Source organism: Terrabacter sp. 01T434 (assembly GCF_056398545.1).
In genome coordinates, this window is the sequence record NZ_JBFTPP010000005.1 from 250,019 (window position 1) to 275,924 (window position 25,906).

General features: G+C 70.3%; 19 protein-coding genes and 1 riboswitch. Of the genes, 9 read left to right on the forward strand and 10 right to left on the reverse strand.

The window, feature by feature from the left end; all coding sequences use genetic code 11:
- Nucleotides 1-363: 363 nt before the first annotated feature.
- Nucleotides 364-1,473 (forward strand): MBL fold metallo-hydrolase, encoded by a 1,110-nt coding sequence (locus AC1DIW_RS12415; RefSeq protein WP_478108496.1) that lies wholly within the window; start codon nt 364-366, stop codon nt 1,471-1,473.
- Between the two features lie 275 nt (nt 1,474-1,748).
- On the opposite strand, the gene AC1DIW_RS12420 is transcribed toward AC1DIW_RS12415, so the two are convergent.
- Both AC1DIW_RS12420 and AC1DIW_RS12425 read right to left on the reverse strand, forming a co-directional pair.
- On the reverse strand, nt 1,749-2,162 hold the full coding sequence (locus AC1DIW_RS12420) for a hypothetical protein (RefSeq protein WP_478108498.1): 414 nt from the start codon (nt 2,160-2,162) through the stop codon (nt 1,749-1,751).
- Between the two features lie 484 nt (nt 2,163-2,646).
- Entirely contained in the window at nt 2,647-3,231 is a 585-nt protein-coding gene (locus tag AC1DIW_RS12425) for an acyl-CoA thioesterase (protein ID WP_478108499.1), read from the reverse strand.
- 299 nt (nt 3,232-3,530) lie between these two features.
- A riboswitch (cobalamin riboswitch) is annotated at nt 3,531-3,762 on the forward strand.
- 289 nt (nt 3,763-4,051) lie between these two features.
- On the opposite strand from AC1DIW_RS12425, the gene AC1DIW_RS12430 reads away from it, so the two are divergent.
- A complete protein-coding gene (locus AC1DIW_RS12430; protein ID WP_478108500.1) occupies nt 4,052-6,613 on the forward strand; it encodes a ribonucleoside-diphosphate reductase subunit alpha in 2,562 nt (853 codons plus the stop codon).
- A gap of 46 nt (nt 6,614-6,659) precedes the next feature.
- On the forward strand, nt 6,660-7,721 hold the full coding sequence (locus tag AC1DIW_RS12435; protein WP_442279712.1) for a ribonucleotide-diphosphate reductase subunit beta: 1,062 nt from the start codon (nt 6,660-6,662) through the stop codon (nt 7,719-7,721).
- Nucleotides 7,722-7,845: 124 nt separating this feature from the next.
- On the opposite strand, the gene AC1DIW_RS12440 is transcribed toward AC1DIW_RS12435, so the two are convergent.
- Nucleotides 7,846-9,417: an FG-GAP-like repeat-containing protein gene (locus AC1DIW_RS12440; protein WP_478108501.1), complete on the reverse strand. Its 1,572-nt coding sequence runs from the start codon at nt 9,415-9,417 to the stop codon at nt 7,846-7,848.
- A 140-nt stretch (nt 9,418-9,557) separates the two neighbouring features.
- On the opposite strand from AC1DIW_RS12440, the gene AC1DIW_RS12445 reads away from it, so the two are divergent.
- The 4 genes from AC1DIW_RS12445 (at nt 9,558) to AC1DIW_RS12460 (ending at nt 14,288) form a co-directional block, all read left to right on the forward strand.
- Complete coding sequence (locus AC1DIW_RS12445) at nt 9,558-10,388, forward strand: DUF72 domain-containing protein (RefSeq protein ID WP_478108503.1); 831 nt, start codon at nt 9,558-9,560, stop codon at nt 10,386-10,388.
- An 88-nt stretch (nt 10,389-10,476) separates the two neighbouring features.
- Nucleotides 10,477-11,022, forward strand: a complete 546-nt coding sequence (locus AC1DIW_RS12450; protein ID WP_478108504.1) for an OsmC family protein — start codon at nt 10,477-10,479, stop codon at nt 11,020-11,022.
- Nucleotides 11,023-11,031: 9 nt separating this feature from the next.
- Entirely contained in the window at nt 11,032-13,134 is a 2,103-nt protein-coding gene (pta, locus tag AC1DIW_RS12455) for a phosphate acetyltransferase (RefSeq protein WP_478108505.1), read from the forward strand.
- A complete protein-coding gene (locus AC1DIW_RS12460; protein ID WP_478108507.1) occupies nt 13,131-14,288 on the forward strand; it encodes an acetate/propionate family kinase in 1,158 nt (385 codons plus the stop codon). Before pta ends, AC1DIW_RS12460 begins: the two co-directional genes overlap by 4 nt.
- 126 nt (nt 14,289-14,414) lie before the next feature.
- Here AC1DIW_RS12460 and AC1DIW_RS12465 read toward each other — a convergent pair whose 3' ends face one another.
- Nucleotides 14,415-15,287 (reverse strand): SDR family oxidoreductase, encoded by an 873-nt coding sequence (locus tag AC1DIW_RS12465; RefSeq protein ID WP_478108509.1) that lies wholly within the window; start codon nt 15,285-15,287, stop codon nt 14,415-14,417.
- 113 nt (nt 15,288-15,400) lie between these two features.
- On the opposite strand from AC1DIW_RS12465, the gene AC1DIW_RS12470 reads away from it, so the two are divergent.
- Entirely contained in the window at nt 15,401-16,594 is a 1,194-nt protein-coding gene (locus tag AC1DIW_RS12470; protein ID WP_478108510.1) for an AI-2E family transporter, read from the forward strand.
- 383 nt (nt 16,595-16,977) lie between these two features.
- Here AC1DIW_RS12470 and AC1DIW_RS12475 read toward each other — a convergent pair whose 3' ends face one another.
- From AC1DIW_RS12475 to AC1DIW_RS12495, 5 genes are all read right to left on the reverse strand, one after another.
- Nucleotides 16,978-18,048 carry a hypothetical protein gene (locus AC1DIW_RS12475; protein WP_478108512.1) on the reverse strand — a complete coding sequence of 357 codons (1,071 nt, stop codon included), beginning with the start codon at nt 18,046-18,048 and terminating at the stop codon, nt 16,978-16,980.
- Between the two features lie 70 nt (nt 18,049-18,118).
- Nucleotides 18,119-18,751 (reverse strand): GNAT family N-acetyltransferase, encoded by a 633-nt coding sequence (locus AC1DIW_RS12480; RefSeq protein WP_478108514.1) that lies wholly within the window; start codon nt 18,749-18,751, stop codon nt 18,119-18,121.
- A gap of 75 nt (nt 18,752-18,826) precedes the next feature.
- Nucleotides 18,827-19,321, reverse strand: coding sequence for a MogA/MoaB family molybdenum cofactor biosynthesis protein (locus tag AC1DIW_RS12485; protein ID WP_478108516.1), 495 nt, complete (start codon nt 19,319-19,321; stop codon nt 18,827-18,829).
- Entirely contained in the window at nt 19,314-19,808 is a 495-nt protein-coding gene (gene moaC, locus AC1DIW_RS12490; protein WP_478108518.1) for a cyclic pyranopterin monophosphate synthase MoaC, read from the reverse strand. Before moaC ends, AC1DIW_RS12485 begins: the two co-directional genes overlap by 8 nt.
- Complete coding sequence (locus AC1DIW_RS12495; protein ID WP_478108519.1) at nt 19,808-22,453, reverse strand: UTP--glucose-1-phosphate uridylyltransferase; 2,646 nt, start codon at nt 22,451-22,453, stop codon at nt 19,808-19,810. Before AC1DIW_RS12495 ends, moaC begins: the two co-directional genes overlap by 1 nt.
- 59 nt (nt 22,454-22,512) lie before the next feature.
- On the opposite strand from AC1DIW_RS12495, the gene AC1DIW_RS12500 reads away from it, so the two are divergent.
- Nucleotides 22,513-23,115, forward strand: a complete 603-nt coding sequence (locus tag AC1DIW_RS12500; RefSeq protein WP_478108521.1) for a 5-formyltetrahydrofolate cyclo-ligase — start codon at nt 22,513-22,515, stop codon at nt 23,113-23,115.
- A 40-nt stretch (nt 23,116-23,155) separates the two neighbouring features.
- On the opposite strand, the gene AC1DIW_RS12505 is transcribed toward AC1DIW_RS12500, so the two are convergent.
- Nucleotides 23,156-25,747 carry a penicillin acylase family protein gene (locus AC1DIW_RS12505; protein WP_478108522.1) on the reverse strand — a complete coding sequence of 864 codons (2,592 nt, stop codon included), beginning with the start codon at nt 25,745-25,747 and terminating at the stop codon, nt 23,156-23,158.
- Between the last annotated feature and the right edge of the window lie 159 nt (nt 25,748-25,906).

Sequence of the window (25,906 nt, forward strand, 5' to 3'; positions counted from 1 at the left end):
CCCACCCGAAGCGCCATGGTTGAGCGGCGACGGGCTGGCCCGCTCCTCGTCCGCCATGCCGCTGATCGCTCGTGCCTAGCGAGGACGTGCGAAGGGTGCAAACGCCTGCGAGGCCGCCCCGCGGCGAGGAGACTCAATCGAGACAGCGACTTCTCGACCTGTTCCGCTGAGTCGGTCGGGCACATGTTCCTTGGGCAGCTGCGTCCGACGTGCTCATGCCGGCCCCTTGCAACAGACAGCGCCCCAGAGCCACGTCCGTCGGCACGGCTCATGACTCTTGACCTCGAATCGATCACCGCAGCGGCGACGCCACGCAGATCACGGCGCAGGGACTGGGGCCGCGCCAGCGGAAAGGACCACCTCATGACTGACATCCCGCAATCGGCGACAAACCCCAGCCGGCGTGGCTTTCTCGCACGCGCCGCGCTCGGGGCAGCAGCGCCAGCTGCAGCAGCCGTTCTCGGCCCGACACTGATCACGGCAAGCGCCGCGCCCGCAGACGCGGCCCCGGCTTCGGCCGGCGCCCTTCCGTCGTTCGCGCCCGTTCCGCCGAGGGCCCTCGGTCCGGCGCTGAACGCTGATGGCTACTTCGTCGGCCCGATCAAGGACAACCTGTACTGGGTGACGGACGGGTTTTACCAATCGATGTTCCTTGCCACCGCGCACGGCGTGGTTGTCGTGGACGCGCCTCCTACCATCGGTCACAACCTGCTGCGCGCGATCAAGCAAGTCACCACCAAGACAGGTACACCGTCCACCGTGACCCACCTGGTGTACTCGCACTTCCATGCCGACCACATCGGGGCATCCTCGATCTTCGGCGACGACGTGCTCCGCGTCGGACATGAGCAGAACCGACGACTACTGCTCGAGGCCGGCGACCCGAACCGTCCGGCTCCGACGCTGACGTTCAGAGACCGGCACGTCCTCGAGGTCGGCACTGATCGGCTTGAACTGGCCTACCACGGGCCGAACCACACGCCGGACAACATCTTCATCTACGCGCCGAGGCAACGCACGCTCATGGTGGTCGACATCCTCTTCCCGGGCTGGGTGCCGTTCAAGAACCTGGCCGTGTCACAAGACATTCCAGGCTGGGTGCGCGCACACGACACCGCCATGGAATACCGCTGGACAACCCTCGTCGGCGGCCACCTCGGCCGCCTCGGAGTCCGCGCCGACGGCGACCTGCAGCGACAGTACATCCGGGATCTGGACGCAAGCACAAGGCAGACGTTGGCGTCCCTCGACCCCACACCGTTCTTCCAGAAGTACGGACCGTCGGGCAACGCCTGGGCGATCTTCAAGACCTATCTCGACGCGGCCGCGCAGCAATCAGCCGCCCCCATCGTCGACAAGTACCTCGGCAGGCTGGCAGGAGCAGACGTCTTCACCTTCGACAACGCCTACGCGATGTTCGAGTCACTGCGCGTCGACGCCGGCGCGCTGGGACCATTCGGGATCAGGCCCTAGAAACCGGCAGTAGTGCAGAGGCCCCCACGCCCGGGACAGGACATCCATACTCCCAAGCGGAGCAACGCCGGTTGGTCATGCACAGGACCATCGCCAGCATCGGAGAGCCCTTCGCCAAACGGCCGACTATGCCGCGTCGGACGACGTCCGACCATGCCGCGATCAGTGGTCGTTCCGAAGAGCGGGCATGCTCGTCGCCGCTGAGCAACTCGGTGCGGACCTGATGCGGCGCCCGTTGTGGTGCGCGTCGAGGATTCCTGCCGCCAATGCCGGCGTCAGGACTGCCGGACCTCGAGCTGCTTGCCGTCCTGCGCCCGGGTGACGGTGCGGTTACCCAACGGAGCCTGAAGCTGCAGGGCGTCGCCCGCAGTCACGCCGTCGCTCCCAACGTCGGCGCACCCTTCGTCCTTACCGATGGTGCGGGCCTTCACCTGGTTCACGACAACCCGCGTTGGCGATTCAGCGGCAGTGATGAGGAACTGCCCCACGCAGTAACCGGACTCATGCCAGGGAAAGACGACAATGACGGTTCGCGGGTCCGCGCCTTTCTCCGGCGCGACAACGTACGAAGGAGTGATCGGCGCGGAGTACTCCTCAATGGACTTCCGTTGCGCCACCCAACTCGCGACCGCCACCACCGCGACAAGCAGCACGGCACAGCCCGCGATCCACCACACCCTGCGCCACATGCCAGACCCCCTGTCCCGAGCGAGCGTGCTGCTTCGATGCTAGAGGGCGGCTGGATGGGCCCTTCGGCTATTGCCGCTGTCTGCGAGGCGACACGGACTCGGGATCCGATTCGGTGAGGAGTTTCTGTACTGGCTCAAACGCCTTCTGCGCGGCACCACCCAGCCGGGTGAGCTCCGATCACTGCGCAGGCGCGCGCGTTTCAGCCCTGTCCCCCGGGCGTCCCCCGAGCCCCGAAACCCCCACCCCTCAGCGGTGCCGAGGTAACGCATGCAGAGCACCAGGACGAGCACGACAACGGCCCGGCACCTGTTCGCAATGAGAAGGTCAGGGGTTCGAATCCCCTCAGCTCCACCAGATGGAACCCCGTCCCACCTGCGGAACCTGCAGGAGGGGCGGGGTTGTCTTTTGTCATCCACCGGCCGACCGGTGCAGCCGCGACCGCCGGTCCGCCGTGAACAGCAGGCATCAAGTCCGCCGAGGCACTCAGAAGTCGCTGAGCGTGGAAGGGCTCGCTTCGGCGTCGCGTCGACGTCGGGGCCGTTGGCCGATCTCGGCGGGCACGAACGTGTGGTCGGGGTGCGGCTCGGTCGTCGTCTCGTAGAGCCACTCGAGGTCTCCTGCGACGAACGGGGGTACGTCTTGGGGGTTGCCTTGGTGCTCGACGGCCACGAAGACGAGTTCGGCAGTGGCGACCATGACGACGGGGCCGAGGTCGTTCCAGCGTTCGGCGGTGACGACGACCTGGACGCGCATGGACGTGCGGCCGACGGTGATCAGCTGCGCGCGGGCGGTCATCAGGTCGGCGATGTGAGCAGGTGCGAGGAAGTGCATGCCGTCGACGGCGACGGTGACCGCGGGCATGCCGGCGTGTCGACCTGCTGCGGCTGCGGCGGCTTCGTCGATGAGGCGCATCACCGCGCCGCCGTGCACGGACCCGTAGAGGTTGGTGTCCTGGTGGCCCATGACGTGCGAGAGCACGACGCGGCTTGCCCGCGCGTCCACGGCGTCAGGGCCACCGACCGGGGCGGGTCGGGCGGGCACGTCCGTGATGGGGCTGGGTGTGGCCATGGCTTGTCCTCTCCGCACAGCGCGGAGAACCGAGAATCGGCGCTCCGCCTGCTGACGCGACAGATCGGATGGATGATGCAGCCCGCGGCGGTGACCCGACTCGTCGCCACTGGCGACCCACGGTTGCGCGACAGTGCCGGACTTGGACCGGCTTCCCCGTCACACGGGCTGGTGTTCAGTTGGGGCCTCAGCCTAGCCCGGCACACACGTGCCCTCGGTGACACGGCCTGAAGGCGGACGAGCGACTTGCGACACGCCGCGCAACATGTGGGGTGAGCAGCGTCAACAATCACTAGGGATAGTGTCTGCTCTGCAGCTGGTTCGGCATCTCAGCCAGAGATGCCGTCGCAAGAGGGAACCCGGTGTGAATCCGGGACTGCCCCGCAGCGGTGAGTGGGAACGACCGTCGTCAACAGCACTGGGCCGATCAGGCCTGGGAAGCGGCGACCAGTAGGAGACGAACCGTCCGATGAATGTCGGGCGGTGTGCACGCCCACGAGTCCGAAGACCTGCCAGCGCACCGCGTGAGCCTCACGCGGTGGTCCGACAGCCCCGAGGGAGGGCTCGTGGGCATCGGCTGACCGCGTGTGGGACGACCCTTTCGACCTCGCACACGTGCACCTGACTCCACGCGTCTCCTCTGGTCTGGCGGGCCGTTCGCCCACGCTGCGAGGAGACAGCCGTGAACACCCCACTGCAGGACGCCATCGACCGGGCCGCACCTGCGCCCGGAACCCGCACCCAGACGGACGATCAGCACCGAGGCAGGTCAGCCCACGGGCTGGGACATGCGAAGCCGGCCCCTCCGTCACGTGTCTCGGTGACCAAGCGGGACGGGTCGCGTGAGCCGTTCGATGCCGATCGGATCAATCGCGCCGTCGAGCGCGCCACGGAAGGACTGGACAATGCCGTCGGGCTGACGGTCCAGATCGCCTCCGAGCTCGCCATCACCCTGTTCGACGGCATCACGACCGAACAGCTGGACCAGGCCGCCATCCAGGTCGCTGCCCAGAACGTCAAGGACGATCCCGCGTTCGACCGAGTCGCGGCGCGCTTGCTCCTCAAGACGATCTACAAGCGCGTCCTCGGTGGCTACGAGTCGCCGCGTGAGCTCACCCTGCTGCACCAGGCCCGCTTCCCGGGCTACGTCCGTGAGGCCGTCGAGGACGGTCTGCTGGACTCACGTCTGGCCAAGACCTTCGACCTCGAGCGCCTCGCCGACGCTCTCGACCCGGAGCATGACGAGCTGCTGACCTACATCGGCGTCACGACGATGCGCAACCGCTACCTGCTCACAGGCCCGGGCGGGTCCGACGTCGAGGTGCCGCAGTACTTCTGGATGCGGGTTGCGATGGGCCTCTCACTCAACGAGGAGGACCCAACGCAGGTGGCACTGCGCTTCTACCGCGCGATGGCGCGGTTGGAGTACCTGCCGGCCGGCTCGACGCTCGTGAACGCCGGCACCCCGCAGCCGCAGCTGTCCAACTGCTTCGTGATGCAGATGGAGGACGACATCGAGCACATCGCCAAGAGCGTGCGCGATGTCATGTGGATCACCAAGGGCACCGGCGGCATCGGGCTTTCGGTGACCAAGCTGCGCTCGGAGGGCTCCCCGATCCGCAGCAACAACACCACGTCCACGGGCCCGATCCCGTTCATGCACACCATCGACTCGACCCTTCGGGCGATCTCCCGGGGCGGCAAGAAGTTCGGGGCGCTGTGCTTCTACATGGAGAACTGGCATCTCGACTTCCCGCAGTTCCTCGACCTGCGCCAACAAGCTGGCGACCCGTACCGCCGCACCCGCACCGCCAACACCGCCGTCTGGATCTCGGACGAGTTCATGCGCCGGGTCGAGCGCGACGAGACGTGGTACCTGTTCGACCCGCTCGAGACCCCCGACCTGGTCGAGCTCACCGGGGCCGCGTTCAGCAGCCGGTACACCGAGTACATCGAGCTGGCCGAGCAAGGACGCCTGCGCGCATACCGGACCATCCGCGCCCGCGAGCAGTTCACCGCGATCCTGGTCGCGCTGCAGACGGCCTCCCACCCGTGGCTGACGTGGAAGGACACCATCAACCTGCGGGCGCTCAACGACAACACGGGAACGATCCACCTGTCGAACCTGTGCACCGAGATCACGCTGCCCCAGGACCGGGAGAACACCGCGGTCTGCAACCTGGCCTCGGTCAACCTCTCGCGCCACCTGACCATCGACCCCGCGGACGCCGCTGACCCTGGCCGGTCGCTGGGCCAGCTCCTCGACGCCGCGGTTGACTGGGCCCGTCTGGAGGCGACGGTGCGAACCGCTGTGCGCCAGCTTGACAACCTCATCGACATCACGCTCTCTTCGGTGCCCGAGTCCGAGCACTCCAACGACGCCAACCGGGCCATCGGCCTGGGGGTCATGGGCTTCACCGACGTCGTCGAGCGGCTCGGCATCACCTACGGCGGTGAGGAGTCACTCGAGCTCATCGACCGGGTCACCGAGTTCATCAGCCACACCGCCATCGACGAGAGCGCCGACCTTGCTCGTACTCGGGGCGCCTACCCGAACTTCGCCGGCTCGGGCTGGTCGCGCGGGCAGGTCCCGCTCGACACCATCTCCGACCTGGAAGCAGACCGCGGCGTGGCCGTGGAGGTGGACCGGACTTCGCGCCTGGACTGGGAGAGCCTTCGGCAGAAGGTCGCCGGCGGCATGCGCAACGCGACCCTCATGGCCGTCGCGCCCACCGCGTCCATCGGGCTGGTGGCCGGCACCACGCCGGGACTGGACCCGCAGTTCTCCCAGCTGTTCAGTCGCACCACGAGCTCGGGCAAGTTCCTCGAGGTCAACCGCAACCTCGTCTCGGCGCTCAAGGGCCTCGGAGTGTGGGAGCAGGTGCGCGAGGAGCTGCTGCGCTCGCAGGGAGATGTCCAGGCCATCGACGCCATCTCGGCGGAGGTTCGCGAGGTCTACCGCACCTCGTTCCAGCTCTCGCCCTACGCGTTCCTCCACGTCGCGGCACGCGCGCAGAAGTGGGTCGACCAGGCCATCAGCCGCAACATGTACCTGGAGACCCGCGACCTGGCGCAGATGGCGCAGATCTACACGGCCGCGTGGCGCATGGGCGTCAAGACCACCTACTACCTGCACGTCAAGCCCCGTCACACCGCGGAGCAGTCCACCGTCCGGGTCAACAAGGCCGCTGCCACTGGACGCCCCTCCGGCGGCTTCGGATTCGCCCGCCAAGCCCCGACGTCCCCGACGTCCCCGACGTCCCCGACGTCCCCGGCGACTGCGCCTTCCGCTGCCGCTGCCGCCGACGACCTGGACGACCTCGACGGATTGGTGTGCCCGACCGACCCACAGGAGCGGCTCCAGTGCGACGCCTGCCAGTGAACACCAAACCCACCTGCCCTGCCTCGCCCCACTTCGGAGACCAGCCATGACCACCACACGTCCCAACCCGTCCTCCACCGACGCGGCCGACGCTCGGCACGGCGGCGCGACCCCAGCGAACGACTCGCCCGCGATCCTCGGCGCCGGCATCACCGAGGGCCTGCTGCTCAAGCCGATCCGCTATCCCTGGGCCTACGAGCTGTACGAGCAGGCTGTCGCCAACACGTGGTTCCCCCACGAGGTACAGCTCGGAGAGGACCTGGCCGACTTCGCCCGGATGACCGAGGAGGAGAAGCACGCCGTCACCTTCCTGATGAGCTACTTCAACCCCAACGAGCTCCTCGTCAACAAGGCTCTGGCCTTCGGCGTCTACCCCTACGTCAACGCCCCCGAGGCCCACCTCTACCTCGCCAAGCAGATGTGGGAGGAGGCCAACCACTGCGTCGCCTTCGAGTACGTCCTGGAGACCTTCCCCATCGACCGCACCGCCGCCTACGCAGCGCATGTCGAGACTCCGTCCATGGCTGCCAAGGAAGCCTTCGAGGTGCGTTACCTGACCCGGATGACCGAACGCACCCTCGACATCACGACCCTCGAAGGCAAACGTGACTTCGTCCGCAACCTCGTCGCGTACAACGTCATCCTCGAAGGCATCTGGTTCTACAGCGGTTTCATGGTGGCGCTCAGCTTCCGGCAGCGGAACCTGCTGCGGAACTTCGGGTCGCTCATCGACTGGGTCGTCCGCGACGAGAGTCTGCACCTGAAGTTCGGTATCAACCTCGTCCTCACCGTCCTGGAGGAGAACGCCGAGCTGCAGACCGAGGACTTCGCCGAGGAGATCCGACGGATGATCCTCGACGCAGTGGAGCTCGAGGAGCGCTACAACCACGACCTGCTACCGCACGGAATCCTCGGCCTCAACGCCGACTACATCAACACCTACGTGCGCTTCCTCGCCGACCGCCGCCTCGAAGAGCTCGGCTTTCCCGCCCACTACGGCGTCAGCAACCCCGCCAAGTGGATGGCCGCCGCCAACGACACGCTCGAGCTCGTCAACTTCTTCGAAGCCACCAACACCAGCTACGAGGTGAACGCGCGCACCTCCTGATCTGACGGGGGTGCCTCAAACAGGTGTCGGCCCTCCGGTTGCCCGCGCAACCCGAACGTCAGGTGGCACGACGTCTCGCCGACCCAACGGCATACGGCCCCGGCTCGCGCGCCGGCAGCGGCGCTCAGTTGGCGGCGAAGACCTTGTCGAGCAACCACCCGGAGGCTTTGTACTGGCCGGGGCCGGCGAAGCCCCCCGACCCGTTGCCGGGATAGAGGTAGAACTGCCCCGACGGGGTCACGCCGACGAGGTCGGCCCTGCCATCGTTGTTCAGGTCGCGGACGCCGATGACCTTGGCGAAGGTCTGCCAGCCGGCCCCGATCTGGATACGGCCGCTGCCCCAGCCCCCGATCCCGTTGCCCTTGTAGAGGTAGAGACCCCCGCCAGGAGTTCGGGCGATGACGTCCATGGTGCCGTCGCCGGAGAAGTCGCCCGCGGACAGGACGAGGTTGAAGGCGTTCCACCCAGTGCCGATCCTGACCCCGCCCCCGGACCAGCCGCCGACGCCGTTGCCCCGGTAGAGGTAGAGGTCACCCGAGGGCGTGCGCGCGAGCACGTCCGTGTTCCCGTCGCCCGAGAAGTCGCCGGCGCCGAGGATCTGGTCGTAGATGCTCCACCCCGCGCCGATCTGTCGACCCGGGTTCACGTGCCCCGCTCCGGTCCCCGTGTAGAGGAAGAGACGGCCATCCGGCATACGAGCCATGACGTCTGCGTAGCCGTCGCCGTTGAAGTCGCCCGGAGAGAAGACGCGGTCGAAGACGGTCCAGCCCAGGCCGATCGTCGCCCCAGGGTTGACGTAGCCCGTCCCCGTGCCGGTGTAGAGCCGCAGGTCACCGCCACTCGTCGTCGCCAGGAGGTCCGGCAGCGCGTCGCCGGAGAAGCCGTGGATCGGAGCCAGGCCCGAGGTCCCGTCCATCGCCACGAAGCGGTAGCCGCGCGACCGGTACCAGTCGATGACGCGCTGCAGCGCCTGGACGGTGTTGCCACGGAACGACGAGACGGCTGACTCCGCCTCGTGCGAGGCCTTGCCGCCATGCATGAGCACGACCGGGTGGCCGGCGCTGCTCGACGTCAGGGTCGTGGCGAGCTGGACGATGGAGTTCTGCGCCGTGGCGCTGTAGTAGCCCGGCTGGGTCCAGTCCCTCGTGTCGACGCTCCACAGGACGGTCTCCATGTTCTGAGACGCGGTCACCGCAGCGACGTTGTTCATGAAGCCGCCCGGCGGCCGGAAGAAGCAGCCGCGGTAGCCGACGGTCTGCTGCTGGAGGTTGGCCGTCGAGGTGATCGCACTCGTCAGGTAGGGCACCGACCAGTACCCGTTCGCGGCGCTTGGGTAGTAGTGGTACCACGTGTGGTTCGCGAGGACCTGGCCGTCGCGGGCGGCTCGCTGCATGATCGTCGGCATCTCCGACGCGTACTGGCCGGTGACGAAGAACGTCGCGCGGATGTTGTTGCGCCGCAGGATGTTCAGGATCGCCGGCATCCACTCCTTGCGGTCGTCGTCGAAGGTCAGCGCGACGGTCAACCCGGTGCCCGGGGCGATCTGGGTCGTCCTGCCGGCGAGCGCAGGGTTGCAGCTCGCCGCCGCGGCGCCGACGGGACGGGCGCCCGCCCCCAGCGCGCCGAGTGCGACCACCGCGGCCAGTCCCATCGCCGTGTGGCGACCCCTCCGCCGTCGCGATCGCGTCGGTTCCATCGTCGTGCTCCTCGACACCGGCCCGGCCCGCGGCCGCGCCCACACCCTCAGTGTGCGCCGGTGAAGGCCCTCCGTGAGGGCACTTGGTCCCGAATCCGCTCCCGACTCGACGCACCCGGTCGGGCGGGTAAGGGTGGGGCATGCCTCACGCACGGATCGGCGTCTCCGGCTGGCGCTACCCCTCGTGGCGCGGCGACTTCTACCCCAAGGGCCTCCCCCAGCGCCTCGAGCTGACGTATGCCGCCGAGCGGATGACCTCGATCGAGGTCAACGGGTCGTTCTACTCCCTCCAGCGCCCGAGCTCGTATGCCGCGTGGCGGGCCGCCGTGCCCGGCGACGTCGTGCTCGCCGTCAAGGGCGGACGCTTCATCACCCACATGAAGGCCCTGCGCGACGTCGAGGTCCCGCTCGCGAACTTCTTCGCCAGCGGGGTGCTGGCGCTCGGTCCGCAGCTCGGGCCGGTGCTCTGGCAGCTGCCCGAACGCGTCCACTTCGATCCTGACCGGCTGAGAGACTTCTTCGAGCTCCTGCCCCGCTCGACGGCGGACGCCGGACGGCTGGCAGAGAAGCACGACGACAAGCTCGCGGACGACCGGGTGCTGACGACGTGCGAGGTCGATGTGCCGGTGCGTCACGCGCTCGAGCCGCGGCACGAGAGCTTCGACTCGGACGAGGCCCGAGCGCTCTGCGCCGAGCACGGCGTGGCCATGGTCATCGCGGACAGCGCGGGCACGTGGCCCGTCATGGACGATGCGACGAGCGACTTCCGGTACGTGAGGCTGCACGGCGAGACCGAGCTCTACGCGAGCGGCTACACGGACGAGTCCCTCGACCGGTGGGCCCAGACGTGCCGCTACTGGATGGAAGACGGGCACGACGTGCACGTCTACTTCGACAACGACGCCAAGGGACACGCGCCCTACGACGCGGTGCGGCTCGTCCGGCGGCTAGGGCTGACCACCAACGCGTGAGGACGAGCGCATCCCGCCGGTGGCGCAAGCGCGGCCGGACCACCCGGCATACGGTGTCGGGACGAGACTCGGACGACGGGAGCCGGCCATGACCCAGCAGCAACCGGAGCGACGCGGGATGAACCGTGACGAGCTGCGCGCGGCGCAGGACCCCCTCAAGGCGCGCTACCGGGAGGACCCGGACGCTGCGCTGAACGCGGTCTCGGCGACCGCCGTCTTCGGCGAACCGGTCACCGTCGAGGTCCCCACCGCGGCGGGCGTGGTGCGGGCCGGACTGCACCCGGCGACGGGCGGCGACGGCTCGGACGCCTGCTCGGGCGACATGCTGATGGAGGCCCTCGTGGCGTGCGCCGGGGTCACGCTGCACGCCGTGTCGGTCGCGTTCGGCGTCGACCTGCGCGACGTGTCGCTGCGGGCAGACGCGACGTTCGACGCGCGCGGCACCCTCGGCGTCGACCGGAGCGCGCCCGTCGGCGTGCTGGGCATCCGCGTCGTCGCCGAGGTCTCGACGGACGCCGACGACGCGACCCTGGCCCGGCTCGCCACCGCGACCGAGCGCTACTGCGTCGTGGGGCAGTCACTGCGGCAGCCGCCGACGATCGAGGTGCGGCGCCGGGCGCCTCGGGACCGATAGGTTCGTCCCGTGAGTCGTAGCGTCTACGTCGCCTCGCCGGAGGGGCTGACGGGCAAGTCCGCCGTGGCCCTCGGGCTGCTCGACGCCCTGCTGCGCGAGGTCGGTTCGGTGGGCGTCTTCCGTCCGCTGACGACGCTGGGCGGCACCGGTCCCGACGACGAGGTCGACCACATCGTCGAGATGCTCGTCAGCCAGCCCGGTGTCGAGCAGACCTACGACGATGCCCTAGGGGTGACCTACGCCCAGGCCCACGACGACCCCGACGAGGCGTTGCACCGCATCGTCGAGCGGTTCGGCGCCCTCAGCGCCAGGTTCGAGGTCGTGCTCGTGCTCGGGTCGGACTACACCGACGTCTCGACGGGCACCGAGCTGTCCTTCAACGCGCGTGTCGCCGCCAACCTCGGGTCGGCCGTCGTCCTCGTCGTGCACGGCCGCGACCGGACGCCCGACCAGATCCGGGTCGCCGCGGACGGTGCCATCGCCGAGCTGCGCGCCAACCACGCCCAGACCGTCGCCGTCGTCGCCAACCGGGTCGACCCCGCCGACCTCGACGAGGTGCGCGAGGTCCTGGCCGCGCTCCCGTTCCCCGTGACGGCCGCGATGCCCGAGAACCCGCTGCTGTCGGCGCCGAGCTTCCGCGCTCTCGCCGACGCCATCGGGGCGCAGCTCGTCCTGGGCAGCGAGTCGTGGATGGACCGCGACAGCCTGGGCCTCATCGTGGCGGCGATGAGCCTGCCCAACGTCCTCGCGCGGCTCGGTCCCGACGTCACCGTCATCGCGCCGAGCGACCGGACCGACCTCATCCCCGGCCTCATGCTCGCCCACCAGTCCGGCACCTTCCCGACCCTCGCCGGCATCATCCTCACCGGCGGCTACCCCATCCCCGAGACCATCGCCCGCCTGTCGGCCGGCGTGCAGCAGGACCTGCCGATCGCACTCACCGACGACGGCACCTTCCGCACGGCCGAGCGCCTCATGCAGGTGCGCGGCCCGATGACGAAGACCTCGCGCAACAAGATCGAGACGGCGCGCCGGCTCTTCTCCGAGAGCGTCGACCAGTCGGCGCTCCTTCGGGCCATCGACGTGTCGGCCTCCGAGGTGCGCACGCCCTTGATGTTCGAGTTCCAGCTCATGGAGCGGGCCCGCTCGGACCGCAAGCACATCGTGCTGCCCGAGAGCCAGGACGACCGGATCCTCGAGGCCACCGACATCCTGCTGCGCCGCGGGGTCGCCGACCTCACCCTGCTCGGCGACGAGACCAAGGTGCGGGCGCGCGGCTCGGCCCTCGGTCTCGACCTCGACGCCGCGGCCGTCGTCTCCCCCACCGACCCGACGCTCGTGGAGCGCTTCGCGCAGGAGTATGCCGTGGCGCGGGCGCACAAGGGCATGACGGTCGAACGCGCCCGCGAGGTCGTCACCGACATCTCCTACTTCGGCACGATGATGGTCCACCTCGGCCTCGCGGACGGGATGGTGTCGGGTGCGGTCAACACGACGGCGCACACGATCCGGCCGGCCCTCGAGTTCGTCAAGACGGCCCCTGGCGTCCAGACGGTGTCGAGCGTCTTCCTCATGTGCCTGGCCGACCGGGTCCTCGTCTACGGCGACTGCGCCGTCATCCCCGACCCCACCGCCGAGCAGCTCGCCGACATCGCCATCTCGTCGGCGCAGACCGCCCAGCAGTTCGGCATCGAGCCGCGGGTCGCGATGCTCTCCTACTCCACCGGGTCCAGCGGGTCCGGCGCCGAGGTCGAGAAGGTCCGGGCCGCGACGGAGCTCGTCGCCCAGCGGGCGCCGGACCTGGCGCTCGCCGGGCCGATCCAGTACGACGCGGCCATCGACCCGGTCGTCGGTCGCGCCAAGATGCCCGACTCCGACGTCGCAGGTCATGCCACGGTCTTCATCTTCCCCGACCTCAACACCGGCAACAACACCTACAAGGCGGTGCAGCGCAGCGCGCACGCCGTCGCGGTTGGACCCGTCCTCCAGGGCCTGCGCAAGCCGGTCAACGACCTCTCCCGCGGCGCGCTCGTCGACGACATCGTCAACACCGTCGCCATCACCGCCGTCCAGGCGCAGGGCACCTCGAAGCAGCAGGGGGAGCACCGGTGAGCGGTTCCACGAACGATCGGCCCGTCCTCGTCCTCAACGCCGGGTCGTCGTCGCTCAAGTACCAGCTGCTCCTGCCCGAGACGGGCGAGGTGCAGGCCCGGGGACTCGTCGAACGGATCGGCGAGTCGGGGAGCGACGTCGCCGACCACGCGGCCGCCCTCCGGTCCATGGCCGAGCGGCTGCGACACGACGGCATCGTCCTCGACGAGGTGCCGCTCCGCGCCGTCGGCCACCGGGTCGTCCACGGCGGTCCCGACTTCTCCGAGCCGGTCGTCATCGATGACGCCGTCCTCGACCGCATCCGTGAGCTGAGCGCCCTTGCGCCGCTTCACAACCCGGCCGCCGTCACCGGGATCGAGGCCGCCCGGGGGCGCTTCGACGTGCCCCACGTCGCGGTCTTCGACACGGCATACTTCTCGTCCCTGCCGACCGAGGCGTCGACGTATGCCTTGCCCCGCGACCTCGCCGTGAAGCACTCGATCCGCCGCTACGGCTTCCACGGCACGTCGCACCAGTACGTCGCGCAGGCCACGGCCGATCTGCTGGACCGTCCGCTCGCTGACCTCCGCCAGGTGATCCTCCACCTCGGCAACGGGTGTTCCGCCTCCGCGGTGCGGCACGGGCTGGCCGTCGAGACCTCGATGGGCCTGACGCCCCTGCAGGGCCTCGTCATGGGCACCCGCTCGGGTGACGTCGACCCCGGGCTGCACGCATACCTCGCCCGGGAGGCGGGGCTGTCGCTCGACGAGATCGACATGGTGCTCAACAAGAGGTCCGGTCTGCTGGGGCTCAGCGGGGTCAACGACTTCCGCCATCTCGAACAACGGCTGGCAGCGGGCGAGGCCGACGCCCGCCTCGCGTTCGACGTCGCCGTCCACCGGATCAAGCACTACGTCGGCGCCTACCTCGCGATCCTCGGCGGCGTCGACGTGCTCGTCTTCACGGCCGGCGTCGGGGAGAACAGCATCTCCCTGCGGGCCGCCGTCACGGAGGGGCTCGAGGAGCTCGGGATCACGGTCGACCGGGCGCGGAACGCGGCCCGGTCCCAGCAGGCCCGCGTCATCTCACCCGACGGGGCCGCGGTCGTCGTCGCCGTGGTGCCGACGAACGAGGAGCTCGCCATCGCCCGGCAGACGGCCGACCTCGTCGGCTGACGACCCCACACCAGCGATCGAAAGAGCAATCCGTCCGCCCTCCGCGTCTGACTGACCCCGCGCCCACGCGGACGGATTGCTCTTTCGATCGGGTTGGGGTGCGGGCTTCCGCCAGGGGCGCGGCCGCTAGACCGAGGGCGTCGTCCTCGCCTCGAGGTACTGCCGCAGGGAGATCGGCCGACGACCGGTCAGGCGCTCGACGTCGCCGCTGACGCCGTCGAGCTCACCCGCCGCCACCGCGGTGTAGGTCGAGACCCAGGCGTCGACCTGCCAGTCCGGCGCACCGTAGGCCGCGCGGGACGCATACGCCTCCTCGAGCGTCTCGTCGTGGAAGCGCACCTCGCGGCCGGTGACCTCGGTGATCGTCGCGGCCATCTCGGCGAAGGTCAGCGCCTCCGGGCCGGTCAGGTCATAGGCCGCGCCCGCGTGCGACGCCGGGTCGAGCAGCACCGCGACGGCGACCCGGGCGATGTCGTCGTGCGAGACGACCGCGGCCCGACCGTCGGCCGCCGGACCGCGGATGACCCCGTCGTCCCCGACCATGTGGTCCATGAACTCGAGGTAGAGGTTGTCGCGCAGGAACGTCCACGCCATGCCCGACCCGCGGAGGTGCTCCTCGGTGGCGGCGTGGTCGCGGGCGAGCGTGAACGTCGCATCGGGAGCGGCGCCGAAGAAGGACACGTAGACGACGTGACCCACGCCGGCGGCCGCCGCCGCGTCGACGAAGGCGCGGTGCTCGTCCAGACGGTCGGCGTTCTCGGCGGCCGAGACCATGAAGAGGGTCGCGACGCCCTCCAGCGCAGCGCGGGCGGCATCGGCGTCCCGGTAGCTGCACCGGGCCGCGACCGAACCCGGCAGCTCAGGAGCCCTCGCCACGTCGCGCACGAGCAGCCGTTGCGCGACCCCGCGGTCGGCGAGATCCCGCGCGACGAGGCCGCCGAGCCACCCGGTCGATCCCGTGACCGCGAGGGTCGGACGCCCGCTACCGGCTGCGCTCATCCCCCGAGCGTACGCAGTGGGATGCCCGATCGTGACCCGGTCGACCCGTTGGGAGGCGGCCACGCACGGCGGGTGATCCACGCAGCGCGAGCCACGCGGCATACGGTGAGGTCGTGACCGACAAACTCGCCGACTCCACCGGCACGCCCCGCGACGCGACCGTGCCCGTCCCCCACGACTCCAGCACCACCGCCGAGCTGCCCGGCGTCGAGGCTGCCGCCGTGCCGCCGGGCATCCGGGTCGCGAGCGACTGGGCGTGGCGCCTGCTGCTCATCGGCGCCGCGATCTACGTGCTGTCGCTCGCGGTGCGCTCGGTCTCGGAGATCGTCGTTCCCGTCGCGATCGCCATCCTGCTGACGGCGCTGCTCCGGCCCGTTGCCACGTCGCTGCACCGGGTGATGAAGCCCGGCGCCGCCGCGGGCCTCACCCTGCTCGGCACGATCCTCATCATCGGCACCCTCTTCACGCTCGTCGGCACGCAGTTCAGCAGCGGCTTGTCCGATCTGACCGGCCAGGTCGCCACCGGCCTCGAGCGCATCCGGGACTGGGTGCGCTCGTCGTTCCACATCACCGACGCCCAATTCGACCAGTACTTCAACACGATCCGCGACAAGGTCAGCCAGTCGGGCAACCTCAGCGACACCGCGACCTCGGTGGGCCTCACCGCGACGCACTTCGTGGCGGGCCTGTTCATCGCGCTCTTCTCCCTCTTCTTCTTCCTCTATGAGGGTCCGCGCATCTGGAGCTGGGTCGTCCGGCTCTTCCCGCGCGCCACTCGCCCCCGGGTCGACTCCTCGGGGGTCATCGCCTGGCAGCAGCTGTCGGCGTTCGTGCGCGCCACCATGATCGTGGCGTTCGTCGACGCCGTCGGCATCTCGGTCGGCGCTGCGATCCTCAAGGTGCCGTTCGCCTTCGCGATCGGCATCCTCGTCTTCATCCTGGCCTTCATCCCCATCGTGGGTGCCCTGCTCTCGGGCGCGGTGGCGGTGCTGCTCGCGCTCGTCGCGCACGGCCCTGTTACCGCGTTGATCATGCTCGCCGTCGTCATCGGCGTGCAGCAGCTCGAGGCGCACGTGCTGCAGCCGTTCCTGCTCGGCAAGGCGGTCAGTGTCCACCCGCTCGCCGTCATCCTCGCCATCGCGACGGGCTCGATCATCGCCGGCATCGTCGGCGCACTCGTGGCGGTCCCCTTTGCTGCCGTCCTCAACGCGGTCGGCAAGCACCTCTTCAGCGACGAGTCCCAGGAGGAGCTGGACCGTGAGATGAAGGCGTCAGCCGACGAGGGAGGCGCTCCAGCCCACGCCTGACCGAGGCCGTATGCCGTCCGGCGGGCCAAGTGGGCAAGGAACCCGCCGAATCACCACCACAACTCCGCCGGGGCGGAGACATCGCGCACGGAACCGGCCGCAGCACCGCCACAACTCCGCCCGGGCGGAGAAATCGCGCCCGGAACCAGCCGAATCACCACCACAACTCCGCCCGGGCGGAGCTACTGCACCGGGAACCGGCCGCAGCACCTCCACAACTCCGCCCGGGCGGAGCTACCGCACCCGAAACCGGCCGGAGCACCTCCACAACTCCGCCGGGGCGGAGACATTGCGCCCGGAACCGGCCGCAGCACCGCCACTACTCCGCCGGGGCGGAGTAGATGAGGTGCTGCGGCTGGTGCGGTGCGCTGCTGCGCGGGTTTCTACTGGGAGACGGCGCGGCGGGCGAAGAGGGCTCGGTCGTCGAGCTCCTCTGCCTCCTCAGCGAACTCAGGGGTGTCGAAGACGTCCGCCGGGATGCCGGTCTCGGTGTAGCGCGGCTCGGCCTTGGCCTTGAGCGAGTAGGTCGGGCGCGGCACCGGGACCGGGCTCCAGCTGCCTTCCGCCACCGGAGCGGCCTCGACCACGGCAACCGGCTGCTCGCCGGGAACCGGCGCCTGGACGTCGAACACGCCACGCTCCACACGCTGCGCGACGACAGCCGGGGACTGGTTGGACGACGCCACGGCCTGAGCTTCGGCCGGGACCGCGGCGCTCCGGATGACCTGGGTGTCCTGGCTCGAGAGCGTCGGCGCCCGGTAGGGCTCGTAGGACTCGTCCATGTCGGCGCCGGCGCGAACCCGGTCGGCCTGGGCCTCGGCCCGGAGCCACACGAGCACCGCCCCGACGGTCAGCACGGCGAACGGGATCGAGATCCACATGAGGACACCGGTGACGGTCAGCACGATGGAGACGGGCAGCCACGCGACGGCGACGAGGAGCAGAGCCGCACGGATCCGGCGCTGCGCCACGGACGGCCGCGCCGGGGCTCGACCCGCGGCACCCGCGGGACGCCCGGGGCGGGACCGAACCCCGCGGCTCGTCTGGCGCGCTGACTCGGGCATGCGGTCCACCTCGGCGGCGTAGGGGGCGATGTCGTGGTCGGTGTAGCGGTCGCCGTGTCCGCCCGAGGGAAGCGAGGCCGTGACGACCCGCTCCCCGCGTCGGGCGACGAGCGGCGAGGGCCGGCGCCCGCTGCCCGCGGGCACGGCGCGCTTGACGTCGACGGTGGGGCGGCCGACGCCGGCGGGCTTGACGGCATACGAGTGGGGGCGGGGCGTGCTGAGCTCGGGGGCCGGGAGCACGGGTCGCTTCTCGAGAACCCGCATGGCCTCGGTGAAGCCGTCGACGGAACGCGTGGTGGCTGCATCCTCGCGGCGGCGGGCCCAGTGCTGGACGAGATAGGCCGCCCAGATCGCCACGATGACGACGAAGATGAGGCTGCTGACGGGCACGTGCCCAACGGTAGGACGCAGTTCGGTAACGGCCTCGGACATTCGTGGCGTGTCGCCCGAGAGGCTGGTGTTACTGCTGTGACAGGCGTGTCATGAGGGTCGATCCGGACAGATCCTCAGTCGTCACCGCGAAGCTCCGGTGGTCCCGCCAGGCACCGTCGATGTGCAGGAAGCACTTTCGGACTCCCTCGTCGCGCAGGCCGAGCCGCTCGACGACCCGCAGCGACGGCACGTTGTCGAGCCGGATGTTGACCTCGACGCGATGCAGGCCGCCCGGACCGAGAGCATGGTCGACGGCGAGAGCGAGGGCGCGCGTCGCGATGCCCTGCCCGGTCACGGACTCGTCGAGCCAGTAGCCGGCCGCCCCCGACTGCTGGGCGGCCCGCACGATGCCGAACAGGTGCACCTGGCCGACGATGCGGCCGCCGACCTCGATGCACCACGGCATCGCCCGGTCGGCGCGGGCCTCGGAGTCGAGGTCGCGGACGAACTGCCGGAAGGACACCGGCGTGCGAGCGGGCGAGCCCGGCGGGAGCGTCGGCTCCCACGGCCGGACGTAATCGGCGTTGTCGCGTCGCACGCGCTGCCAGTCCCGCTCGTCGTCGACGCGCAGAGGGCGCAGCACGAGCGCCGGTTCGAAGGAGGCGTCACGCAGGACGACGGGCCACTGGGCCCGGCCGTCGCGGTGCGGACGCCACGGCATCCTCATCGGCGTGCGCCGAAGGATGCTCGCGCAGCATCCGTCGGCACGTGCCGCAGCCGTCCCCGTGCCCTCACGTCAGTGGTCACTGCCGGGGATCTGGTCGAGGGCGTGTCCCAGGACCGGTTCCAGCACGTCGAGCGCGTCCGAGACGCCGCCGCGTGACCCCGGGAGGTTCGCGACGAAGGTGGGACCGGCCAGTCCGACGAGCCCCCGGGAGAGCATGGCCGTCGGGACGCCCTTGGCCACCCCGGCGGCCCGGATCGCCTCGGCCACGCCCGGCACCAGACGGTCGAGGAGCGGGATCGTCTGCTCGGGTGTCGCGTCGGTCGGGGTGAGGCCGGTTCCCCCGGTCGTCAGCACGAGATCGGGCTCGCTGGCGAGGACCTCGCGCAGGGCCATCCCGAAGTCGTCGCCGTCGGCCACGACGACGGGCGAGCCCACCGTGAAGCCCCAGAGTCGCAGCCGTCGCACGATGACCGGTCCGGACGTGTCCTTGTAGACGCCGGCCGCAGCGCGCGTCGAGACCGTGACGACGACGGCGCGTCGGCCCGCGCCCGGGCCGTCACTCATGCCAGTCCCCCGAACGGCCGCCGGACTTCGCCGTCACCCGCACGTCGGTGATGCGGCCGTGCTTGTCGACGGCCTTGACCATGTCGATGAGAGCGAGCGCGGCGACGGACACCGCCGTCAGGGCCTCCATCTCGATGCCGGTGCGGTCCGCGGTGCGCACCGTCGCCGTGATGTCGGCGCCGTCGTCGGCCACGGTGACGTCGACCTCGACGCCGTGGACCGCGATCGGATGGGCGAGCGGGATGAGCTCGGGCGTGCGCTTGACCGCCTGGATGCCGGCGATGCGGGCCACCGCGAGGGCGTCACCCTTGGGGACCCGCCCCGACCGCAGGGCCGACACGGCGTCGGCGCTGAGCAGCACCCGTCCGGCGGCACTGGCCTCGCGTGCCGTCACGGCCTTGGCCGACACGTCGACCATATGGGCGCTGCCATCGGCGCGGACGTGGGTCAGCCCAGGGGCCTCGCGCGGCTGCTCACCCTCGGCCATCAGGCGTCCTTGTCGAGGACGAGGACGTCGACGACCTCGCCGGCGACGAGCTCGGTGACGTCCTCGGGCACCACGAAGAGGGCGTTGGCCCGCGAGAGGTCGGCGACGAAGTGCGATCCCTGACCCGCCACGGGGGCAGCGACGAGCGTGCCCTCGGCCGAGCGGGACACCACGGCCCGGCCGAACTGGCGCCGGCCGGCGAAGGACTCGACGCCCGAGATGAGCGTGGCGGGGCGCGGGCGGCGCTTCTCCGGAGTCAGCCGCATGAGCCGTCGCAACGCCGGACGCACGAAGACCTCGAACGAGACGAAGGACGAGACCGGGTTGCCGGGCAGGGCGAAGAGCGGGACCTGCCTGCCGTCGGGACCGGCGAGCAGGCCGTAGCCCTGCGGCTTGCCGGGCTGCATCGCGACCCTGACGAACTCGACGCCCTTCCCCCGCAGTGCGCTCTTGACGACGTCGAAGGCACCCATCGACACACCGCCACTGGTGATGACGACGTCGGCCTCGGTGACGATCTCGTCCAGGGCGCCGAGCAGCTCGTCCTCCGAGTCGCCGACGGCGCCGCGGATCTCGGCGGACGCGCCCGCACCGACGGCTGCCGCCCAGAGCATCGCCGAGTTCGAGTCGTGGATCTGGCCGGGTCCCAGCGGCTGGCCCGGCTGGACGAGCTCGGACCCCGTCGAGAGCACGACGACGCGCGGCCGACGGTGCACCTCCACGCCGGCGTGCCCGCAGGCCGCCAGCAGGGCGATGGTCCGCGCGCCGACGACCTCGCCGGCGCCGACGATGGTCGAGCCCGAGGCGACGTCCTCGCCACACGGCCTGACGTAGCGGCCGCGCGACACGGCGGCGTGACACTCCACCTCCCCCGTGGCGGCGCCGTCCGTGTCCTCGACGGCGATGACCGCATCCGCCCCGTCGGGGATCGGGGCACCGGTCATGATCCTGGCGGCCTCCCCCGGCCCGACCGAGAAGGTCGGGTCGTCCCCTGCCGCGACCTCGCCGACGATGTGCAGCCGCACCGGCGCCTCACCGGTGCCGGCGAGCGAGTCGGCGCGGACGGCATACCCGTCCATCGACGAGTTGTCGAAGCGCGGGAGGTCGACCTTCGAGCGGACGTCCCGCGCCACGACGAGGCCGAGCGCCTCGGTGAGCGGCGTCCACTCGGTCGGCGACGGCTCGAGCGTCGAGAGGATCGCCTTGAGGTGCTCGTCGACGGTGCGCAGGTCGCCCGACGTCGACGGAGGCGTCGGCGTCATGGGGCCGGGCAGCTCGCCGAGCACGGCATCGTCGAGGACGCGACGGTAGCCGTCGATGAGCACCTCACCGACGCAGCGGACGTTCCGGCCGAAGACGGGGTCGCCGATGACGCGCAGGCTCGTGCAGTCGCGCATCGACGGCACGCCCTTGGGGAAGCGCTTCTCGAAACCGGACACGAAGCGGTAGGCCGAGTCGAGGTCGACGAACGGCTCGGGCCCGTCGACGGCGGCCACGACGTGGTAGTCATCGTCGAGGGAGAAGAAGTCGGACCGGATGACGAGCAGGTCGTTCGTCGTCTTGACCGGCCGGAAGCGCGTGCGCGGGACGAGGATCGCCTCCGAGCCCTCGAACACCTCGATCGCGGTGCCCATCGCCGACTCCATCTGGATGACCTCGGGCGAGCTGGCGTCGGCCGGGTCGACGTTCTTGCGGTTGACGATGATCGGCAGGCCAAGGACGCCCTGCTTGGCCGTCATGCGCTCCCGCAGGACCTCCAGGTCGATCCACAGGTTGTTGGCGTTGAAGGTGCTGTGTCGCTTGATGTCGCGGAAGTAGCGCTCCTCCCCCTCGGCCACCATGGCCGTGTCGCGCAGGACGATGCGGCCGTCGGACTTGCGCACCGCGAGGTGGCCGCCCTTGCGGTCGCTCTTCGTGCGCTTGCACACCTCGGCGACGTACGGCAGGCCGTGCTCGACCATCCAGGCCGCGACGTCGGGGTCGCAGGTGGCGCCGAGGTTGTCGGAGTTGGAGAGGAAGGCGTAACGGATCCCCTTGTCCAGGAGGGCGTCGAGCACGCCGGACGTGACGAGGGAGACGTAGATGTCCCCGTGGCCGGGCGGGCACCACTCGAGCTCGGGGTCCTTGGGCCACTTCACCGGCATCAGACCGTCGGGGCACAGCTTCGGCTCGGCGTTCTGGATGAAGTCGAGCGGCAGCCCCTCGACCGGCAGGTCGGGGTACTTGGCGAGGATGTCGAGCGACTCCTGCGACGTGCGGAAGGAGTTCATCAGCACGAGCGGCAGCTCGACATCCCACCGCTTGCGCAGCGCGAGCACCTGCAGCGCGATGATGTCGAGGAAGGTCAGGCCGTCCCGGACCTCGAGCGCGGACTTCGCCCCCGTCATGCCCATGCCGGTGCCGAGGCCGCCGTTCAGCTTGATGACGGCGGTCTTCGACAGGGCCGCGCGGGCCTCCTCGTCGCTGACCTTCACCTCACCCAGGGTCTGGATGTCGCCGAGGGGCTCGATGGAGTCCTCCGGGATCGTTCCCTGCGCCCCGGCCTGCAGCTGCTGGAAGTAGTGCGTGAAGACGCGAATGGCTTCGGGTCCCAGGCCGCGCTGGCTCATCAGGTCGACGGAAGCGTTCAGGGCCTGGTCAGTCATGGCCCTCACCTTACGATGGGCTCCATGCACGTCTGGGCGGTCTCGGCAACTGGTTCGCCGTGACGACGCCCTCCAAGCGTGACCTGCGTCACGCAGCGAGGGCCCGCCGGCGTGAGCTCGCGCGCCGGATGGACGCCGCAGCGCCGGGCCTCATCGCCGACGCCGTCCTGCGTTTCGTGCCCGATCCCGGCCGGGTGGCCGTCTACGAGTCCCTGCCGGACGAGCCCCCCACCGGCCGGCTCGTCGAGGCGCTGCTGGCGGCCGGCCACGCGGTCATCGTGCCCGTCGTGCTCGACGACTTCACGCTCGAGTGGAGGTATGCCGTCCCGGGCACCGAGGGCGACCACGCCACCGTGCGCCGCCCGAGCCACGGCGGCCACGAGCCGGACCCCCGCGAGCGGGACGCGTGGCTCGGCGCCGACGCCCTCGCCACGTGCGACCTCGTCGTGACACCCGGACTCGCCGTCGACCGGCACGGCACACGTCTCGGGCAGGGCGGCGGCTGCTACGACCGGGCTCTGCTCCACCGCGACCCCTCCGCGCCGGTGGTCACGCTGCTGCACGAGGGTGAGCAGAGCGACGTCGACCTGCCCGCCGACCCCCATGACGTGCCCGTCGACGGGTTCGTGACGACCACCGGACGCGTGGTGCGCCTGCGCTGAGAGGGCGAGCACCCGGCATACGCCCTCGCGACGGATGACCTCAGGGAGCCGCGGACGGCGACGGCGGCACGAGGGTCAGCTCCTCGTCGGTCGCATCGCGCACCGCCGTCTGGCTGAACGGCCACGCGAAGGTCTCGTTGGCAGCCCACGCGTCGACCTGGTCGGCGTAGTGGTCGTCGTAGGCGTGGCCGGACTGCCCCGTGGAGTTGACCCATCGGGAGGCGTCGAGGTTGCCCAGGTCGACGATCATGCGCATCGACGGGCCGGTGGTGACGCCGTAGCCGGGCTGCGAGGCGTTCCAGGAGGTGGCATCGACGATGGAGTTGCCACCGCCGAGCTCGATGCCGTTGCGGTCGAAGAGGTCCTGGATGACCGTGGGCACCCCGTCGGTGCCCATCACCTGGTGCTTGAGGTCGAGCTGGTGCAGGCGCCCCCACCGCCACGTCGCGGGGACCTTGCCGAGCTCGCGCGCGAGGTCGAGACGGGCCTCGACGAGGGCTCGCTTGAGGATCTCGCCCGAGCCCTCGGTCACGCCCGGGGTCGTCTTGTCGTCCCACCAGTCGTTCTTCGGGTCCTTGAGCAGCTGCTCCATGACGACCATCCACCGGCTGCCGCCGTCGGGCGCGATGTCGGGCGGGAGCTCGTCGAAGGTGTACTGGAGGAGGTACTTCCACACGGCGTTGTAGTAGGCCGCGGAGGCCGCGTCGCGTGACTTGTCGTTGGGCTGGCTGCCGTCCCAGTCGCGCAGCAGACGCTGGGCCTGGGCGGTGAAGTCGTCGACCTGCACGGCGAGCAGTCGCTCGACGAGGCCGGGAGCGTACGTGTTGCGGGTGTCACCCTGGATCTGCGACATCGTCGCCGCCGAGACCTTCGGGGTCGAGGCGAGCAGCGTGCGGATGCGCTGGGCCCGGAAGCCGTAGTCCCACTCCGAGGTGAGGAACGGGCTGGGGCTCGCCGTGACGGCCTGGTTGGCCGTGACGATGAAGCCCTCGGCCGGGTCGAAGGCGTTCGGCATCTGGTCGAACGGGACGTAGCCCTTCCAGTCCCACTGCGAGTCCCAGCCCGGAGCGGGCCAGAAACCGGGAGGTGCCCCCGGCGTCGCGGAGCGCCGGACCGGGATCTTGCCGGGCGCCTGGTAGCCGATGTGGCCGGCGGTGTCGGCATAGACGAGGTTCTGTGACGGCACCGAGAAGAGCGCGGCCGCCTTGCGGAAGTCGGACCAGTTCGTCGCGCGGTTGAGCGCGAAGATCGCGTCGGCCGTCGTGCCCGGGGTCAGGGCCGTCCACGCGAGCGACACGGCATACCGGTTGGTCTGGGGCGCCCCCCGCACGACGCTGCGGTCACCGGCCTCGTCGATCGCCGGGACGACGTCGGAGAGGATCGGCCCGTGCACCGTCGAGCGCACCGTCAGGGGCACGTCGGCGCCGCCGGCGACCTTGATGACCTCCTGGCGCTGCACGAGCCGCTGGCTCCCCCGGTCACGCAGGTACGAGTCCCCGGAGACCTGCTCGAGGTAGAAGTCGGTGACGTCGGGTCCGAGGTTGGTCATCCCCCACGCGACCTTGTCGTTGTGGCCGATGACGACACCGGGCAGGCCCGAGAACGTGAAGCCGGAGACCCGGAACGGGCACGCGGCGCTGAGCGTGCGGCACTGGAGGTTGACCTGTCCCCAGATGCCGGGGATCGCCAGGCCGAGGTGCGGGTCGTTGGCGAGCAGCGGCTTGCCGGTCGTCGTGCGGGCACCTGAGACGACCCACGAGTTGGAGCCGATGCCGTCGCCGCGCCCGAGGCTCGCCGGCACGGCCTCGACCGAGGCGAGGGCCGAGTCGACGGCAGCGCCACCGTCCGAGGTGCGCATCGCCGTCAGGGCCGCCGGCGCGGGACTGGCCGCCTGGTCGGTCTGCGCCGACGCCGGCTGCCAGTCCTGCGGGGAGAGGATCGGCTGGTTCCGGTCGACGGGATAGGGGGGGTAGAGCAGGTTCACCTGCTTGATCGACCGCGTCGTGCGCGACAGGCGGGCCCGGGCCAGCTCGTCCTTGTAGTCGCCGCGCAGGTCCCACGCCATCGCCTTGAGCCAGGCGAGCGAGTCGACGGGCGTCCACGGCTCGACGCGGTAACCGGGGTTGCGGCGCGCGAGCACGGTGTACTCCAGCGACATCTTCTCCGGCGAGCCGGCCTTCTTGATGTACGCGTTGACGCCGTCGGCATACGCCTGGAGGTACTGACGGGTCTCGGGCGCGAGGGTGGGCAGCTCCTGCTCCGCGACGCGCCGCCAGCCCATCGTGCGGATCACCTTGTCGCTGTCGATCCCGGCGCTGCCGACGAGCTCGGACAGCCGCCCGGCCGTCACGTGGCGACGCAGGTCCATCTCGAAGAAGCGGTCCTGGGCGCTGACGAAACCCTGCGCCCGAAAGAGGTCGCTGGCGTTGTCGGCGTAGATCGAGGGCACGCCCTGGGCGTCGCGATGGACCGAGACCGAGCTCGTGAGCCCCTCGATCGCGAGCTGGCCCGAGGTGTCCGGGAAGGACTGCCGAACCACGCCGATCGCCAGGATCCCGACCGCGACCACCGCCATGACGACGAGGACGGCGAGGAGCAGGACGATCCGACGGGCGCGCTTCAACCGTGACACGCGACGAGCCTAGGCCACCGCCGAGGGCGCGACCCGCAGCCTGACCGGCGCCGGCGCACATCGTTGCCGAACCGACGACAAACGCCCGTCGCGGTCACGGACCGCTCCCCGGCGGCGCGGGCCGGGATGGTTGGATTGCCACCACACCCGAGGAGCTGC